12 protein-coding genes and 2 tRNA genes are annotated in these 14,703 nt (G+C 67.2%); 6 read left to right on the top strand and 8 right to left on the bottom strand.

Features of this window, described 5'->3' with window-relative positions:
• Window positions 1-21: 21 nt before the first annotated feature.
• From ET989_RS05655 to ET989_RS05645, 3 genes are all read right to left on the bottom strand, one after another.
• Entirely contained in the window at window positions 22-348 is a 327-nt protein-coding gene (locus tag ET989_RS05655) for a hypothetical protein (protein ID WP_131167585.1), read from the bottom strand.
• A gap of 426 nt (window positions 349-774) precedes the next feature.
• Window positions 775-2,049: an MFS transporter gene (locus tag ET989_RS05650; RefSeq protein WP_131167584.1), complete on the bottom strand. Its 1,275-nt coding sequence runs from the start codon at window positions 2,047-2,049 to the stop codon at window positions 775-777.
• A gap of 9 nt (window positions 2,050-2,058) precedes the next feature.
• On the bottom strand, window positions 2,059-3,030 hold the full coding sequence (locus tag ET989_RS05645; RefSeq protein WP_131167583.1) for an NAD(P)H-quinone oxidoreductase: 972 nt from the start codon (window positions 3,028-3,030) through the stop codon (window positions 2,059-2,061).
• Between the two features lie 53 nt (window positions 3,031-3,083).
• On the opposite strand from ET989_RS05645, the gene ET989_RS05640 reads away from it, so the two are divergent.
• Both ET989_RS05640 and ET989_RS05635 read left to right on the top strand, forming a co-directional pair.
• Window positions 3,084-3,168, top strand: a tRNA-Ser gene (locus tag ET989_RS05640).
• A gap of 1 nt (window position 3,169) precedes the next feature.
• The gene (locus ET989_RS05635; protein ID WP_131167582.1) at window positions 3,170-3,628 is read left to right on the top strand and encodes a hypothetical protein; all 459 of its coding nucleotides are present in this window, start codon (window positions 3,170-3,172) and stop codon (window positions 3,626-3,628) included.
• Between the two features lie 4 nt (window positions 3,629-3,632).
• Here ET989_RS05635 and ET989_RS05630 read toward each other — a convergent pair whose 3' ends face one another.
• Window positions 3,633-5,243 (bottom strand): LCP family protein, encoded by a 1,611-nt coding sequence (locus tag ET989_RS05630; protein ID WP_131167581.1) that lies wholly within the window; start codon window positions 5,241-5,243, stop codon window positions 3,633-3,635.
• 96 nt (window positions 5,244-5,339) lie between these two features.
• Here ET989_RS05630 and ET989_RS05625 point away from each other — a divergent pair.
• Window positions 5,340-5,432 (top strand) — tRNA-Ser (locus tag ET989_RS05625).
• An 82-nt stretch (window positions 5,433-5,514) separates the two neighbouring features.
• On the opposite strand, the gene ET989_RS05620 is transcribed toward ET989_RS05625, so the two are convergent.
• On the bottom strand, window positions 5,515-6,060 hold the full coding sequence (locus ET989_RS05620) for a tyrosine-type recombinase/integrase (RefSeq protein ID WP_421958210.1): 546 nt from the start codon (window positions 6,058-6,060) through the stop codon (window positions 5,515-5,517).
• Between the two features lie 302 nt (window positions 6,061-6,362).
• Here ET989_RS05620 and ET989_RS05615 point away from each other — a divergent pair, with 302 nt between their 5' ends.
• Window positions 6,363-6,560 carry a hypothetical protein gene (locus tag ET989_RS05615; protein ID WP_131167579.1) on the top strand — a complete coding sequence of 66 codons (198 nt, stop codon included), beginning with the start codon at window positions 6,363-6,365 and terminating at the stop codon, window positions 6,558-6,560.
• A gap of 306 nt (window positions 6,561-6,866) precedes the next feature.
• On the opposite strand, the gene ET989_RS05610 is transcribed toward ET989_RS05615, so the two are convergent.
• A complete protein-coding gene (locus tag ET989_RS05610) occupies window positions 6,867-8,474 on the bottom strand; it encodes a pentapeptide repeat-containing protein (RefSeq protein ID WP_131167578.1) in 1,608 nt (535 codons plus the stop codon).
• Window positions 8,475-8,879: 405 nt separating this feature from the next.
• On the opposite strand from ET989_RS05610, the gene ET989_RS05605 reads away from it, so the two are divergent.
• The gene (locus ET989_RS05605) at window positions 8,880-10,607 is read left to right on the top strand and encodes a protein kinase domain-containing protein (RefSeq protein WP_479681045.1); all 1,728 of its coding nucleotides are present in this window, start codon (window positions 8,880-8,882) and stop codon (window positions 10,605-10,607) included.
• Between the two features lie 81 nt (window positions 10,608-10,688).
• On the opposite strand, the gene ET989_RS05600 is transcribed toward ET989_RS05605, so the two are convergent.
• Window positions 10,689-12,461 carry an ATP-binding protein gene (locus ET989_RS05600; protein ID WP_131167576.1) on the bottom strand — a complete coding sequence of 591 codons (1,773 nt, stop codon included), beginning with the start codon at window positions 12,459-12,461 and terminating at the stop codon, window positions 10,689-10,691.
• Window positions 12,462-13,132: 671 nt separating this feature from the next.
• Here ET989_RS05600 and ET989_RS05595 point away from each other — a divergent pair.
• A complete protein-coding gene (locus ET989_RS05595; RefSeq protein ID WP_131167575.1) occupies window positions 13,133-13,735 on the top strand; it encodes a hypothetical protein in 603 nt (200 codons plus the stop codon).
• 4 nt (window positions 13,736-13,739) lie between these two features.
• Here the strand turns inward: ET989_RS05595 and ET989_RS05590 are convergent, their stop codons facing one another.
• Window positions 13,740-14,669 carry a glycine betaine ABC transporter substrate-binding protein gene (locus ET989_RS05590; RefSeq protein ID WP_131167574.1) on the bottom strand — a complete coding sequence of 310 codons (930 nt, stop codon included), beginning with the start codon at window positions 14,667-14,669 and terminating at the stop codon, window positions 13,740-13,742.
• Window positions 14,670-14,703 lie beyond the last annotated feature (34 nt).

Genomic DNA, 14,703 nt, shown 5'->3' with positions numbered 1-14,703 from the left:
CGGGCGCGCTCGGGGGCGGGGTCAAGACACTTCCTTGGAGCGGGCGGCCCTGGAGACGGCGATGTCCAGCAGGCGCTCGTCAACGACTGGTTCGACCGCATCGACGACCGCGCCGAGGCCGCGCGCGTGGTCGACAACGCGATCGTGGCCGTCACCGGCGACGGTGCCGTCACCCCACGTGGCGACCAGGCTGCCGGGCTCGGCGACCAGCACGGTGCAGCCCGGCAGGAGGGCGGCCCGGCAGAGACCGGTGTCGTTCTGCAGGTCGACCATGGCGGCGTCCGCGTAACCCCACGTGGTGACGATGTGCTCGACCGAGACGTCGAGGTCGTTGGTCGTGCTGAACACGACCACCAGCGGCCCAGCAGCGGAGCCTGCTCGGCACCGGTGGCACCGTTGTCGGTCGTGTCGCAGTACAGGCCCGAGAACGGGGCGGTCACACCCGCGTGGCGGGGGTGGCAGCGGCAAGGGACGCGGCGAGCGTCATGGCAACGGCGGAGGCCACGAGGGCGATCTTCTTCTTGGAGGTGCTCACACCCACAAGACGATCGAAGCGCCCCCACGGTTGTCCCGATCTCCTGAGAGGTTGTTGATAGTTCCCGGGGCTTCGCTCAGGGCGTCCTCAGGTGCCCAGCCCCCGTGTGCATTTCCATGGGGCGGAAACCGTCGCACAGAAGTGCCGTGTCCCCGAATCAGAGAAGAATTGCCCCATAGAAATGCACACGGAAGGGCGCGGAAGCGGAGGGGCAGCCCCCGGCCAGGCAGTTCGCCGGGCTACCCGGGTTGCCTGAGCTTTTCGAAGCCCCGCCGCCGGGCCCGGGCGAGCCCGCGGCGTCCGGCTTGGAGCGAGACCCACCCCACGCCGGCCAGCGCCAGCCCGCACAGGCCGGTGATGACGAAGCCGAGCTGCCAGCCCCCGGCGTCCAGCACGTAGCCGACGACGGGGGGCGCCAGCGCGTTGCCTGCGGTCGCCATCGTGCCGGACCAGCCGAACGCCTCCCCGCGCGAGGTGGCGGGCACGAGGTCGCCGAGGCGCTCGCTCGTGGCGGCCAGGGTGGGCGCGCAGAAGAGCCCCGCCACACCGAGCAGGGCGGCGAGCACCCAGAGGTTGGTGCCGAGGGCGGCGAGCATGGTGGTGACGCCGAGCCCGACGAGCAGGTGGGTGATGCCGAGGGTGCCGCGGGGGAGTCCGCCGAACAGCAGGCCGCCGATGAGCGACCCGAAGCCCCACACGACGATGAGGATCGCCAGCGCCGAAGACGACTCCAGCGACCGCGCGGCGGCGACCATGGCCAGGTCGGTGCCCGCGAGCGTGAAGGACGCCGCCATCGTGGCCACGAACGTCGCCACCACGGGGCCGTTGAGCCACGACCGCATCCCCACGCGTCCGCCGAGGGCTTGGGTTCCGTCGAAGGCTTGGGTCCCCTCCGCCGAGGGCTTGGGTTCCGCACCCGCGGCGTCCCTCTTCTCGGAGACCAGCGGCGGGTTGAGCACCGCCAGCAGCGCGGCGGCGGCAACCGAGAGGCAGGCGAGCAGGGCGAGCGTCCAGCCGGTGTCCCATGAGGTGGCGAGCAGGATGCCCACCGTGGGGCCGCCCATGAAGGCCATCTCGGTGACGACCGAGTCCAGGGCGAGAGCGGCGCGGCGCTGCGACTCGGGGACGGCGGCGAGCATGAGCTGCCGCGTCAGGACGAACCAGGGGATCGCCAACAGCCCGACGCCGCCCATGACGAACATCAGCGGCCAGTAGTCCAGGAACGGCGCGGCCAGGAACGCGACCGGCAGCAGCACCAGCGAGGGCAGCAGGGTGCGGCGCAGGCCGATGGTGTCGAGGAGCCGCCCACGGATGGGTGAGGCGAGCGCGATCGCGAGGGTGAACACGGCCGTCACGAGGCCGGCGCTGGCGTAGCTGGCTCCGAGCGAGCCGACCACGTGCAGGGTCAGGACGATGCCCGCACCGAACCAGGGCGCCTTGCCCAGCGCGCCGAGCAGCACCGCCTGCCGGACGGCGGGCAGGCGCCAGATGTCGGCGTAGGCGGCAAAGTTCACCGCCCAAGGCTAGAAGGTGAGGACGATCTTTCCCACATTGTTGCCACCGGTGAGCTGCTCGTGGGCCTGCTGCACCTCGTCGATGCTGAAGCGGGTCTCGTGCGCGACCTTGATCTCGCCCGAGCTGATCAGCGGCCACACCTCGGCGGCGACGCGGGCCACGATCGCGGCCTTCTCGTTGACGGGCCGGTAGCGCAGCGACGTCGCCGTGACGGTGGCGCCCTTGTTGAGCAGCAGGCCGAGGTTGAGCTCGCCCTTGACACCGCCCTGCAGACCTATGACGACCATGCGCCCGCGGCGGGCCAGCGACTTCACGTTCGGGTCGAGGTACTTGGCGCCCATGATGTCGAGGATCACGTCGACGCCCTTGCCGTCGGTGGCCTCCTTGAGCTGGGTGACCCAGTCGTCGTGGTAGTCCAGCGCGATGTCCGCGCCCAGGCGCCGGCAGACCTCGAGCTTCTCGGCCGAGCCCGCGGTCGTGGCGACCCGGCAGCCCTGGCCCTTGGCGTACTGGATGGCGAACGACCCGATGCCGCCCGCGCCGCCGTGCACGAGGAAGGTCTCGCCGGGGCGTAGGCCCACGTGGTCCATGTTGGAGACGACCGTGGCGGCCACCTCGACCAGCCCGGCGGCGGTGACCAGGTCGACGCCCTCGGGCGGCGCGATGACCTGCCCGGCGGGCACGGCGACCAGCTCGGCGTAGCCGCCGCCGGCCAGCAGGGCGACGCACGGGTCGCCGACCGACCAGCCCTCGACGTCGTCGCCGACGACCTCGACGTGGCCCGAGACCTCCAGCCCGATCGTGTCGGTGGTGCCTTTGGGCGGAGGGTAGTGGCCCTGCCGTTGCAGGATGTCGGCGCGGTTAACGCCCGCGGCGACGGTACGGATCAGCAGCTCGCCGGGGCCCGCGGTGGGATCCTCGACGTCGGCGATCTGCAGGACTTCGGGCCCACCCGGCTCTGTGACAACGACGGCACGCATGGGTCAACCCTAGTCGGGCACGAGAGGCCACGCCGCTAGGATGTTGCCGATCTGGCGAGATCGCATAGTGGACTAGTGCAGCCGCCTTGAAAGCGGCCGAGGGGCAACCCTCCGTGGGTTCGAATCCCACTCTCGCCGCGTGGCAGTCCAGGCAGCAGACCAGTTCGTCATCGAAGCGCGCCCCCCGGTGCGGGCCTTCGCGGTGGCGGCCGTCCTCGCGCTCGTCGGCGCCGGCGTGGCCGTCGTCCCGGCCTCCGGAATGTGGCAGGCGCTGCTGATCATCTGCGGCCTGGTGCTCATCGTCGGCGGGATCGTGCTCGTGGTGGCCGCCTTGTCAGCCACCCGACGCCAGCGCGTCCTCGTCGAACTCGGCGAGCAGGGGTACCGCGTGGACGCACCCGACGGCGTCCGGACCGGCAAGTGGGCCGACGTCAAGCGCGTCACCGCGGCGCCGGGTCGCATCACGCTGCACCAGGGCGACGACGAGCGCGTCCACCTCGTTGCGCCGGGTGGGCAGACGCCACAGCTCGAGGCGATCGCCGCGGGGATCAGCAAGCGGCTCGACGACGATCGCGGCTACCAGGTCTGGGAGGGCTGAGCCCTCACTCCTCCGTCGGCGGCCAGGGCGCGGGGTTGTAGGCGCACTCGTCGACCACCGATGACGGCGGCGCCGGCGTGGTGGACGCCGTGGGTGGGGCAGTCGGCACGGCGGACGCCGTGGGCAACGGGCTGGGCGTGGGCGAAGGCGTCGCCGTCGGGGCGGGCGGCGGGTTGATGGCCAGCTGGACGCGCTCGCGGACCAACTGCCAGTCGGGGTTCACCGTCGAGAACCCGTCCTTGTCGTTCTCGAACGAGACCGAGGTCATCGCGGCGTCTTTCACGCGCAGGCCGAGCGAGACCATGCGGGGCAGCTGCCGGTTCGGCACGTCGGTCGCGACGATGCGGCTGCTCGCCTTGGTGAGGGCCTCATAGTTGGCCAGAACGGTGGCGGGCTGAGCCTGCTGGACGACGGCCTGGATGACGCAGCGCTGCCGACTCATCCGCGCGTAGTCGGTGGTGTGGTAGCGGCCGCGGGCGAACCAGAGGGCGTCCGTGCCGTTGAGCTTCTGGTTGGGGCCGGGCACGAGCCAGCGGTCGGGCGGGAAACCGTCGCTGCCGCCCACCCGGGTCGGGTTCTTGCCGCCGACCGGCACGGGGGAGTTGATGTTGACCGTGATGCCGCCCAGGGCGTTCACGAACTCGACGAAGCCGTCCATGTTGACCATGGCGTAGTAGTCGACGCGCAGGCCGAGGGCCTCGCCGACGGCCTGCTTGAGTGCCTCGGCGCCGGGATCCTCCACGCCGGTGAGCGCGTCAGGTGCCACCCGCGGCACCGTGTCGTAGATGGCGTTGAGGGCGTAGTTCTGGTCGAGCCCGTTGCCGTTGGTGAAGCCGTCGGGGAAGAGCGTGTGCAGCGGCGACCACGTGGGGAACGGCATGCGCGCCGTCTGGCGGGGCAGCGAGAACAGGACCGTCTTGCCGGTCTTCGTGTCGATCGAGGCCAGGATCACCGTGTCGGTGCGGCTGCCCTCGCGGCCGGCGCCGGCGTCGCCGCCGAGGATGAGGACGTTGAGCCGCGGCTTGTTCGCCCACGGGTCGGTCGCGTTGCCGAACGGCTCGTCGTTGTCGGTGACCGGCTCGGCCCCGTCCTGGCCGAAGACGCTGTCGACCAGCAGGGCCGTGTCGCGGATCGAGCGGGCGGTCAGGAAGGACGCCGTGGTGATGCCCAGCGCCAGCACCCCCACCACCAGCGAGCCGAGCAGCCGCTGCCACAGGGGCGGGTTGGCCGGACGCAGCATCAGGTGGGTGGCGGCGATGCTGCCCGCCCACAGGACGCCGAACACGATCGTCACGACCCAGGCGCCGGTCAGGACGCCGGGCAGGACGAGGAACGACAGCGCGAGGTCGCGGGCGAGCAGGGCACCCACCGCGGCGAACGCGACGGCCAGGACGAACAGGACGAGCAGGATGAGGCCGAGCACGCGCGCCCGCGTGCGGGTTAGCCCGAGGCCCGGGAGGAGCATGCCCGCGGCGGTCCAGCCGAGCGAGGAGCCGAATGACTTGTTGGCCAGGGCGCGCTGGGGTCGGTGGCGTCCCCCGGGCGAGGCGGGCGACGCGGGCGCGCCAGCGTGCGCTGCCTCGTAGGCATGCGCGTGTGGTTCCGGCCCGGCCATCGTGCCTCCATCAGGAATACCTTCTGAGCATACTCGGGTCCCTGAGCCCCCTTTTGCCGAGCCGGGGACCGGCCGGTAGGCTTACGCCTTGGCCGAGGAGGTGTCGCCTAGTCCGGTCTATGGCGCCCGCCTGCTAAGCGGGTTTGGGGGTTAACCCCATCGCGGGTTCAAATCCCGCCACCTCCGCCAACACAAGCGGAAACGCCGTCCGGGTCTGATGATCCGGGCGGCGTTCCCGCGCTCCACGGGCCCTCCGGTCTCAGTTGTGGTCTCAGTTGGCATTCCGGAGGCCCGTTTCCTGCTCCCAAAGCAGCCCCCCGACCTGGCTGGCCACGGTGGCCCGGATTGGATCGGTGATGTGCTGGTACCGCGCGGCCATCGCCGTGGTCGACCACCCCATGATCCCCATCGCGGTGCGCTCGGGAACGCCCAGGACAAGCAGCACGGTGGCGGCCGTGTGCCTGGCGTCGTGCAGCCGGGCCTGGCGGACGCCGGCGCGCTTCAGCAGTGCCTTCCATCGGTGGTAGTCCGTTACCGGGTTCACCGGGGTCCCGGTCACCTCGGTGAAGACCCAGTCGCCCTCCACCCACAGCTGGCGGGCGGCGACGCGGTCGGCGGCCTGTTGCTCGCGGTGCGCCCTAAGCATGCTCACCAGTTCCTCAGGCAGACCGATGGTCCGGCGTCCGGCGTCCGACTTCGTCTCACCCAGATCCGGGTTCGACTGGACGCGCTGCGTGCAATGGCCCGGACTCTTCCCACAGTCGGGCGAGCAGCCGTGGTCGTAACGGGGTCGGGAACGGGTCCGGCGAATCGACACCACGCCGCGTTCGAGGTCGACGTCTGTCCAGTGGAGCCCCAGCGCCTCACCCTGTCGAAGGCCCAGGGCCAAGGCCACGGCCCAGCGCGCCCCAACAACATTGGACACCTGGCACTCGCACGCGATCGACAGGCTGCCAAGCAGCTCCTGCGCGACGCCTCCGAGGGCCTTGGGTAGGCGGCCTCAGGCGTCTTCCGGATGGGAAGACTTGGCATTCGTCGTCCACAGACTCCCCAATTCAGCGTGAGGTGTCCGTGGAGACGCGCCCGCCGTACGTCTGAAGGGTGAGGAGTTGATGACCGATGTCAAACCCCGAACATCTGGATCCCGCAGTGGTGGCACTCCTGCTGGTGGCTGCCGAGAACGAAGAGACCTTCCGCGCGGCGCCCGAGAAGCCGTTGTCGGGCTCAGGGTCGCTCGTGAGTCCCAGCGCGCTCGCGCGCCTGACGGCTGCGGATCTTCGCGAAGGCAGGTTCTATCGGAAGTCCAAGGGCGGGTAGCGCTGTGGACATCAGGGGTCGTCGATGGTGTTGCCGAGGTCCGATCCGACATCTGGTGAATCAGGCGGAACTGGTGTTCGTTCAAGTTGTTGAGCCGACCGAGCTGGCGGTTTTGCGCCTTCACGGCTGCCAGCGCGGCGCGCGTGCGTGCCACGATCAGCTCCCGCTCGAACTGGGCCACCGCGGCAATCACGAGGTGGGACGGCTGACTTTCGACAACCGTATCCAGTCGGCGTTTCGAGTCGTCGGGCGCCGCGGCCGACACCGGGGCAAGAGTCCGCCGGACACGTGACTCGGAACCGAACATCACTGAGTCGAAGCCAGCAACCGCCTCAACTCCTCTTCGGACTTCACGACTGCCGCTCCAACATTCAGACGCCCGCCCCCCCAAGTGACGTTCGCAAGGTCGGGCGCAAGCACAGCAAGCTGCTCGCGCTCAGCTCGCACCTCCCCGCCCGCGAGCACTGCACCCGCGAAGTGGACCGTGCCGCCGGAGAACTTCGCGTCCTCGAAGTCGACCGTGCTCCCGGAGAACCTCACCCCCTCGAAGTTGACCGTGCCGCCGGAGAACTCCGCCCGCCAGAAGTTGACCGTGCTCCCGGAGAACTTCGCCTCCTCGAAGTTGACCGTGCCGCCGGAGAACTCCGCCCGCCAGAAGTCGACCGTGCTCCCGGAGAACTTCGCCGACCTGAAGTCGACCTTGCTCCCGGAGAACTGCGCCCCCGCGAAGTTGACCGTGCCGCCGGAGAACTCCGCCCACCTGAAGTCGACCGGGCCGCCGGAGAACTTCGCCCACCTGAAGTCGACCTTGCTCCCGGAGAACTTCGCCTCCGAGAAGTCGACCGTGCTCCCGGAGAACTTCGCCTCCTCGAAGTTGACCGTGCCGCCGGAGAACTCCGCCCACCAGAAGTTGACCTTGCTCCCGGAGAACTCCGCCTCCTCGAAGTTGACCGTGCCGCCGGAGAACATCGCCCGCCAGAAGTCGACCCTGCCGCCGGAAAACTCCGCCTCCGCGAAGTTGACCGTGCCGCCGGAGAACTCCGCCGACCTGAAGTCGACCGTGCCGCCGGAGAACTCCGCCTCCGCGAAGTTGACCGTGCCGCCGGAGAACTCCGCCGACCTGAAGTCGACCGTGCCGCCGGAAAACTCCGCCTCCTCGAAGTTGACCGTGCCGCCGGAGAACTCCGCCGACCTGAAGTCGACCGTGCCGCCGGAGAACATCGCCCACCTGAAGTCGACCGTGCCGCCGGAAAACTCCGCGCCCGCGAAGTGGACCGTGCCGCCGGAGAAGACGGCCTTGGTGAAGTCGCCACCATCGAAAGTGGCGCCGGTGAAGTCGAAATCGTGGCCCTGCCAGCTGACGGCGGCGTGGGGCCGGAGGTGATCGCGGATGGTGCGGATGATGGTGAGACGTACCTCGCGGTCGTCGGCTCTGTAACTGCGCCTGTCGATGGTCTTGACGTGCGTCTCTGTGTCGGTGGTTTCAGTGCTGCGTTCGGCCAGGTGACCAGCCCCGGCCTCGGGGTGGTAGGGCAGGCGAAGGTAGCCGCACAGCGCGTCGATGCATTGCTGTCGGCGGCCGGGGTGCCGGTCGGCGAGCGTGGCAAGCGCGTACACGCCGGCGATCCGGACCGCGGGCGCCTGGTCACCGAGTTGGCGGGCGGCGTCGGCGAAGCCCGCCGTGAACTGGCCGGCTTCGGCGGCGAGCTGCTTGCGGTAGTTGACGACCAGGGCAACGAGGGCACCGCTGAGGGTTACCAGCCCGCCGGCGTAGAGCAGTCGATCCTTCCACGACAGGTAGCCGATCTCCAGCCCCCATCCGTGCTGCCAAGGCCGCCCCAGGATGTAGACAGCGCCGAAGGCGACCAGCACGAAGGTGGCCAGGCTGAGGATGGTGGCTGTCCGCAGCGACATAGGATCCCGCCGGCGCCGCGCAGCCTTGGGAGCCGTCTGACGCTGGTCACCCACGGTGTGCCGACCCCATCGGGGCGACCGCTCCCAGGGCGGGCTGTCGACCAGCCGCGCCACCTCGCCGCGATCCCACAACTCTTCTCGTCATCCGGCATCGCCCCTCTCCGCTGTCGACCTGGCGTTCGTGCATCTCCTACGCCTTCGTCCATGATGTGCCACTCGGCTCGCCGATGTCTTGCGTCAGGAATCGTGTCGCACTTCGGGGGCTCCGCCACAGCCCGCAGACGCTTTCCGTAGTAGCGCTGAGCGCGGCGTTGATGAATCTGGCTCTACAAGATCAAGGCGCCGGCTCCGCCGGCGCACGCTGCGGTCCGCTCCTCGCTCCGCTGCGGCGCGGTCCTCGCTCCGGTGTTGTGCGGGGTCCGTTGGCTAGCGCAACTCAACGGGCAATGTGGGAGGCCACTCGCCGAGAGACCGCGTCAGTCGGGCGTGGACGTGTGCCGCGACCTCCGCGCGGAGTCCGACGTCCCCATCGTCATGCTGACGGCGAAGTCCGACACCTCCGACGTGGTGGAGGGCCTGGAGGCCGGCGCCGACGACTACGTGGCCAAGCCGTTCAAGACCCAGGAACTCCTGGCCCGGGTAACCGCCGCTATCCTTCGAAGCGTGGAAATTGAGCTCCAGGGTGGAAAATGGCAAGTCGGCGACGTCATCGGCGGGGGCGGCTTCGGTGCCGTCAGACTAGCTAGCGGACCGCTGGCCCAAGACGCAGTGGCGAAGTTTGTACCAGCCGTGCCGGGTGCCCAACGCGAAGTCCTTGTTGGGGATTCTCTTCAGGCGCGTGGCCTACCTCGCGTTATTCCAACCCTTGATTCTGGCGAGGTTGGCGGCAATTGGGTGCTGATTATGCCTCGCGCGGAGTACTCGCTGCGCGATCTAATGGTCAATCGCGGCGAGCCTCTTCCCCAGGAGCAGGTAATAGATATCCTTCGGCAGGTGGCTGAAGGGATCCATCAGATCTCGGAAGCGGGAATAATCCACCGCGACCTGAAGCCGGAGAATATCCTGTATTGGAATGATTCCTGGGTGTTGTGCGACTTCGGGATCGCTCGCTATCGAGACGCCTCTACCGATCCTGCTACTCGGAAGTTTTCGATGACGCGACCGTACGCCGCGCCGGAGCAGTGGCTGGAAGAGCGGGCTTCGTCCGCAACCGATGTCTATGCTTTCGGAGTGATCGCCTATGAGCTGCTTACCGGCAAGTGGCCCTTTGGTGGTGAGGATTTCCGGCACCAGCACTTGCACGAAAAGCCGCCCATGCTAAACGCGGGCCCTCAGAGACTCCGAATCCTCGTGGAGGAGTGCTTGTACAAGCCCGCGGGTGCACGACCGAATCCAGACCAACTTGTGGCAAGGTTGGCGAATGCGCTGAGCCTTCCCGTGGGCGCAGGAGCCAACAAGCTGGCGGCCGTCTCGGAGCGTGCGGCAGCGTCTCGGGCAGCCGAAAACGCGCTAGCTCAGCAGCAGCTGACTGAGCAAGGGCGTCGAGACAGCCTATTTGATGCCGCGCGATACACCTTTGAGGTGATTCCGGCCGGATTGCTAGACGCGATTATGGCGGATGCGCCGATGGTGCAGATCGACGATCAAGCGGGCCGTGGAATAATGTGTTTCGTTGGCACGCTCGGCGTAGGAAGGATCGAAATTTATAAGCCACGGCAGGTTGATAAGAAGTGGCATGGGCCGTTTGACGTGATTGCGGTGGCGAGCATCGCGGTAACTCAGCCGATGAACAACCATGGATACGCTGGTCGAGCACATTCGTTATGGTATTGCGATGCGCAAGTTGAGGGGGCTTATGCGTGGTATGAGCTCGCCTTTATGGAGTTCGCCCTCGGGGCGGGTTCGTCGAGTCTGGTTCCCCATTCAGATGACCCACAGGATGTAGGGCATGCCTTCTCCGGAGTGATTGGGGCCCAGCAATTGGCTTGGTCCCCCGAGCGCCTGGAGCGTGATGATTTGAGCGACTTCATCGATCGGTGGCTGGGCTGGTTCGCCGAGGCATCCGAGGGGCAACTGACACACCCTACGAACCTTCCAGAGCGGCGAGTGGCGGACAGCTATCGCAGGAGCTGAGCCGCCGCCTTGGTGGCTCTCGGGACTGTTGGGTCAGGGCCGCTCCGGACCTCGCTGCAGTCTGATGGAGATCTACTTGGACTAAAATAGTGACTCCATGTCCGATGGGGCAGCGGCTTCCGGGATCCGACGATAACGAGTGTTCTTGCTCTGTGGTCGTCCCCCGTCTGGAATCTCTACGCGGCCCTCGTCCCGCAGCGTACGCAGCCAGCGAATCACGATTTGATCGCTCAGTCCCGTTTTTGCCACGATGTCTGAGCGAGACAGGACGCTATCACCCAGTGCGTCCAGAATCTCCTGACGACGATCGGCCGGCGACCTTCTTCGTTGGCTTTGGGTCGTGCCTTCGCTTGTCAGCAGTCGTGGGTGGAGCCGGTACTTAGCCCAGCGCCTGGTCCCGGCCTGCACCACCAGTTCTCGTGCAACGAGATTCTGAAGCTCGCTCGTTGCCTGTCGTGAGTCTACGCCGGTCACGCTCCGATAAGTGAGATTGTCCAATTCGTCACCCTGTCGCAACATAGCCAGGCCAACCATTTGCTTATCTGATAGCCCATCCTCATCAAGGGAGCTCAGCCAGGCGACAACGTCATCACTCATCAGAGTGTGATTAGGGAAGGTGACAGAGAAACTGGAGATCCGATCGTCGAACTTGGGTAGACTCATGCGAGCGTCCCGAAGGGCATTAATCATTGCGCGAATGCCCGACCCGCGATTCTCGCAAACAGTACGATTATCGCCCACCCGTGCGACGTCTTCAAGGATCTTGAGCAGCGTAGCGTTGCGGGCCGACGAGATCCCTTCCACTGCGATATTGTCGACGCTCACTGGCCCGAATAGGCCGCCGGGGTTTCTGACCACCAAGCGATCCGGATACATTTCAACTTGAACTTGCGCTCCCAATGACGCGGCTGAGAGGTCTCTGTGTGCAAGTGAGTTGACGATTGCCTCTCGGAGCGCAGTCTCTGGGTACTCCCAAACATCCGTTCGGCCGTAGCCAGCAACTATTGACCTTCGCGCCATATTGCGCCTCAGGGCAGCCATGGCCTCCCTGACCATAACCGGGATGGGCCCTTCGATTGCAACATTATCAATGAAGCGCTCACCGCTGGCAGTATCCTCGCCTGCGATGGTGGGATAGTGGATAAACGTGAGCATCAACTGTGGAAAGCTGCTTTGTGGGTACTTGCCGAGGGCGAGAAGTCCGGCCATGCTTGGGCGATCGATACCTTCGTCATCCCGCACCATGACCTTCGTCCTCTGAAGGATTTCACCGCGACCGAGATCGCGGAAGGCGTAAGGGCGGTTGGTCCTCAGTCGCTCCACAAATTGGTCTACCATCGCGGTGTCCAAATCGGCTTCTGTGAGCCCATCGACGGGGCGCTCATCCTCCCGGGGCTGCCCTCGGTTCGCGAGCATCATTTGCACTTCGTATGACGTCAGCCGCCGGTCGCCGTCACTGACCCGTACAAAGCTACCCCGCGTCATGCCCGCCCCTTGGTAGAAGCAGGGTTTGTCGGCGTCTGGAAGTTCCGGCACCTCAGCCACGACGAGTTGGACACCCTCAAACAGGTGTTGCCGGATCAGTGGCCGAAGCGGGGGAGTCATCTCATCGCCGGAAGTGCTGGCCAAGTCCGCCGCCAACTTCGACGGGTCGTCGACGCCGGTAGCTTTGAACCCTTGCGTCTCGTCAAGACCGAGGATCAGCACGCCTCCGGCTGTATTGGCGAAGGCCGAGAGGGTGTCTCTGACAGACCTAGGAAGCGTCTTGCTGGCTCGCTTCGCTTCGACGTCAAATACGTCACTACCGAACAGCCGCAAGTTCTCAACAACTTCGGCTAAGTCTGCGTCATCCATGAAGCATTCTCCTCCCAGTTGGCAGGATCATAGTCGATGATCATCATCATCGGCGCGATGATCATGATCACGATCATCATCATGCGCCGGTGCAAGCTAGAGCGGGTGCTCGAGGGTCGCCAGTGGGTGGCGCCCAGCTCTTGAGGGCGCTCCTCGTCAGGGCAGTGATGCCGGGGGTCGGCGCCCCTCACCTGTCCTCTGGGGGGTCAAGCCAACTCTCGGGCTGGACACACCGGCTCTCCGCGAGCCCGGCTTGACCCGTTGCCTCCTCATTGCCCCCGGGGTGCAACGCATGCACGTTCAAAACCCCTAGCGCCGCTCAAGACTCCCCCGAATCGCCCAGTTGACAAGGCCAGATGCCATTCTCAATGAGACGGTCAGTCTTCACCCCCCTTATGAGTGGACCATGGGCACAGCGGTCTCAGTTCTGGTCTCGGTTGCCCACGCACGCCGGCGTCCGCCACAGTCCCAAGCACCCTCGGTCCGGGCTGATGAACCTCAGGACGGCCCTGCCGGACACCCCTGCGACGAACTGCTAAGCGGGTTTCGGGGTTAACCCCATCGCGGGTTCAAATCCCGCCACCTCCGCCACGAACGCCCGAGCCCACCAGGGGTTCGGGCGTTTATCTGTTCCGGCCCGCGGGGTTCCCTGAGCGGTGGATACTGCAGCCATGCGCCCCCTGTCGGCCCTGGCCGGACTGCTCCTCGTCACCATGCTCAGCGCCTGCACGGCCGGTCAGCCGACCCCGTCGCCGGTGGTCAGCACCCCCGCCACGTCGCCCGTCGCCTCGCCCACTCCCACGCGCGCGTTCGTGTGCGTGTCCCCCGAGGTCACCGTCGAACCCCAGGGCGAGACGACCTGGAAGGTCAGGGCCGTCCAAGTGCGCGACATGGCGTCCGACGGGTCGATGTCGCTCGTCGACATGCCCGGGGACGAGGTGACCCGCGGCGTCACGTGGGCCGATGACGAGCCGTGGCTGGCCGACCCTGCTGTCCGTGCGGCGGTCGAGGAACAGGTCCCGTCTGACCTGGCGGACGGCGTGCGGATCGTGTCCGACCTGCTCGGCCAGAACCCCATGCCGGGCATCGTGCTGGCCTACCACGGCGTCCACGAACAACCGGTCGCGATCGCGGTGACCTGCGCCGACGGCACCACCGCCCACGGCACCGGCGCCACGTGGACCCTCTCCGAGACCGGCATCCTCGACTGCGAGGCGCGGCCGACCCCGAAGGACGACATCCCCGCCCGCGTCGCCGACGAGTACTGCCCCTAGGCGGTCAGCCCTCGATGGCGGGGAGGACGTCCGGGTTGGCGTCGATCCAGGCCTGGACGGCCTCGGCCTCGCGGCCCTCGCCGTACTCGTTGACGACCATGTCCTCGAGCTGGCCGTACTGGTCGTCGGTCAGCTTGATCTTGCTGATGTAGGCGGCCGCCTCCGGGAACTCCGCGGCGAAGCCCTTCGTGGCGAGGAAGTGGAGCGCCTCGGCCTCCCCCAGCGCGCCCTTCGGGTCGGCCAGGTCCTTCACGGGAAAGGAGCTGTTGGCCCAGAACGGGCGCCACAGGGTCACGACGATGTCCTGCTGGGCGTCGGTGGCCTTCTTCAGCTCGGCCAGCATCGCCGTGGTGGAGGAGGTGACCAGCTCGTAGCTGCCGTCGAGGCCGTACTGCGGGATGACCTGTTCCTGGGTGGCCTTCGTGAGGCCGGCGCCGGGCTCGATGCCGACGATGCGCCCGCCGAAGCGGTCGGCGTTGGCGGCCAGGTCCTCGATCGAGTCGATGTCGGTGTACTCCGGGACGGCGATCGTCAGCTTCGCGTTGTCGTAGTAGGCGCCGAGGTCCTCGATGTCGGCGGAGTACTGCTCCATGTAGGACGCGTGGGTCACCTCGGGCCACGCCGACGGGTAGATGTCGACATCACCGCGGCTCAGCGCCACGTACAGCGGGGCGGCCTCGCTCAGCTCCTCGTGCTCGACGGTGTAACCCATCTGCTCGAGCTGGTTCTCCAGGAGGTACGCGGTGCTCAGGCCGTCGGTCCACGCGGGCAGGTAGCCCATCGTGATGGTGCCGGACGCCCCGCCGGCGGGTGCCGAGCCGTCGCCGCCAGGGGCAGCCGTGTTGGCCGGGGTGGCGTTGCCGCCGCAGGCGGCGAGGGTGAACGCGAGCGCTCCGGCGCCGATCATCGTGCTCAGGGTGCGCAGGGTCTTCATGGGTGTTTCCTTTCCGACGGTGTTGTGCATTGGC

Source organism: Propioniciclava sinopodophylli (assembly GCF_004324755.1).
Classification (GTDB): Bacteria; Actinomycetota; Actinomycetes; order Propionibacteriales; family Propionibacteriaceae; genus Propioniciclava; species Propioniciclava sinopodophylli.
The sequence above is the reverse complement of the archived record's forward strand: the minus strand, read 5'-3'. Positions and strand labels throughout refer to the sequence as shown.

What these genes read in the sequence shown, in the direction of transcription:
- ET989_RS05645 (WP_131167583.1), bottom strand. Translation starts at nt 3,030, where the DNA reads ATGCGTGCCGTCGTTGTCACAGAGCCGGGTGGGCCCGAAGTCCTGCAG.
- ET989_RS05630 (WP_131167581.1), bottom strand. Translation starts at nt 5,243, where the DNA reads ATGGCCGGGCCGGAACCACACGCGCATGCCTACGAGGCAGCGCACGCT.
- ET989_RS05615 (WP_131167579.1), top strand. Translation starts at nt 6,363, where the DNA reads ATGTCAAACCCCGAACATCTGGATCCCGCAGTGGTGGCACTCCTGCTG.
- ET989_RS05610 (WP_131167578.1), bottom strand. Translation starts at nt 8,474, where the DNA reads ATGTCGCTGCGGACAGCCACCATCCTCAGCCTGGCCACCTTCGTGCTG.
- ET989_RS05600 (WP_131167576.1), bottom strand. Translation starts at nt 12,461, where the DNA reads ATGGATGACGCAGACTTAGCCGAAGTTGTTGAGAACTTGCGGCTGTTC.
- ET989_RS05595 (WP_131167575.1), top strand. Translation starts at nt 13,133, where the DNA reads ATGCGCCCCCTGTCGGCCCTGGCCGGACTGCTCCTCGTCACCATGCTC.
- ET989_RS05590 (WP_131167574.1), bottom strand. Translation starts at nt 14,669, where the DNA reads ATGAAGACCCTGCGCACCCTGAGCACGATGATCGGCGCCGGAGCGCTC.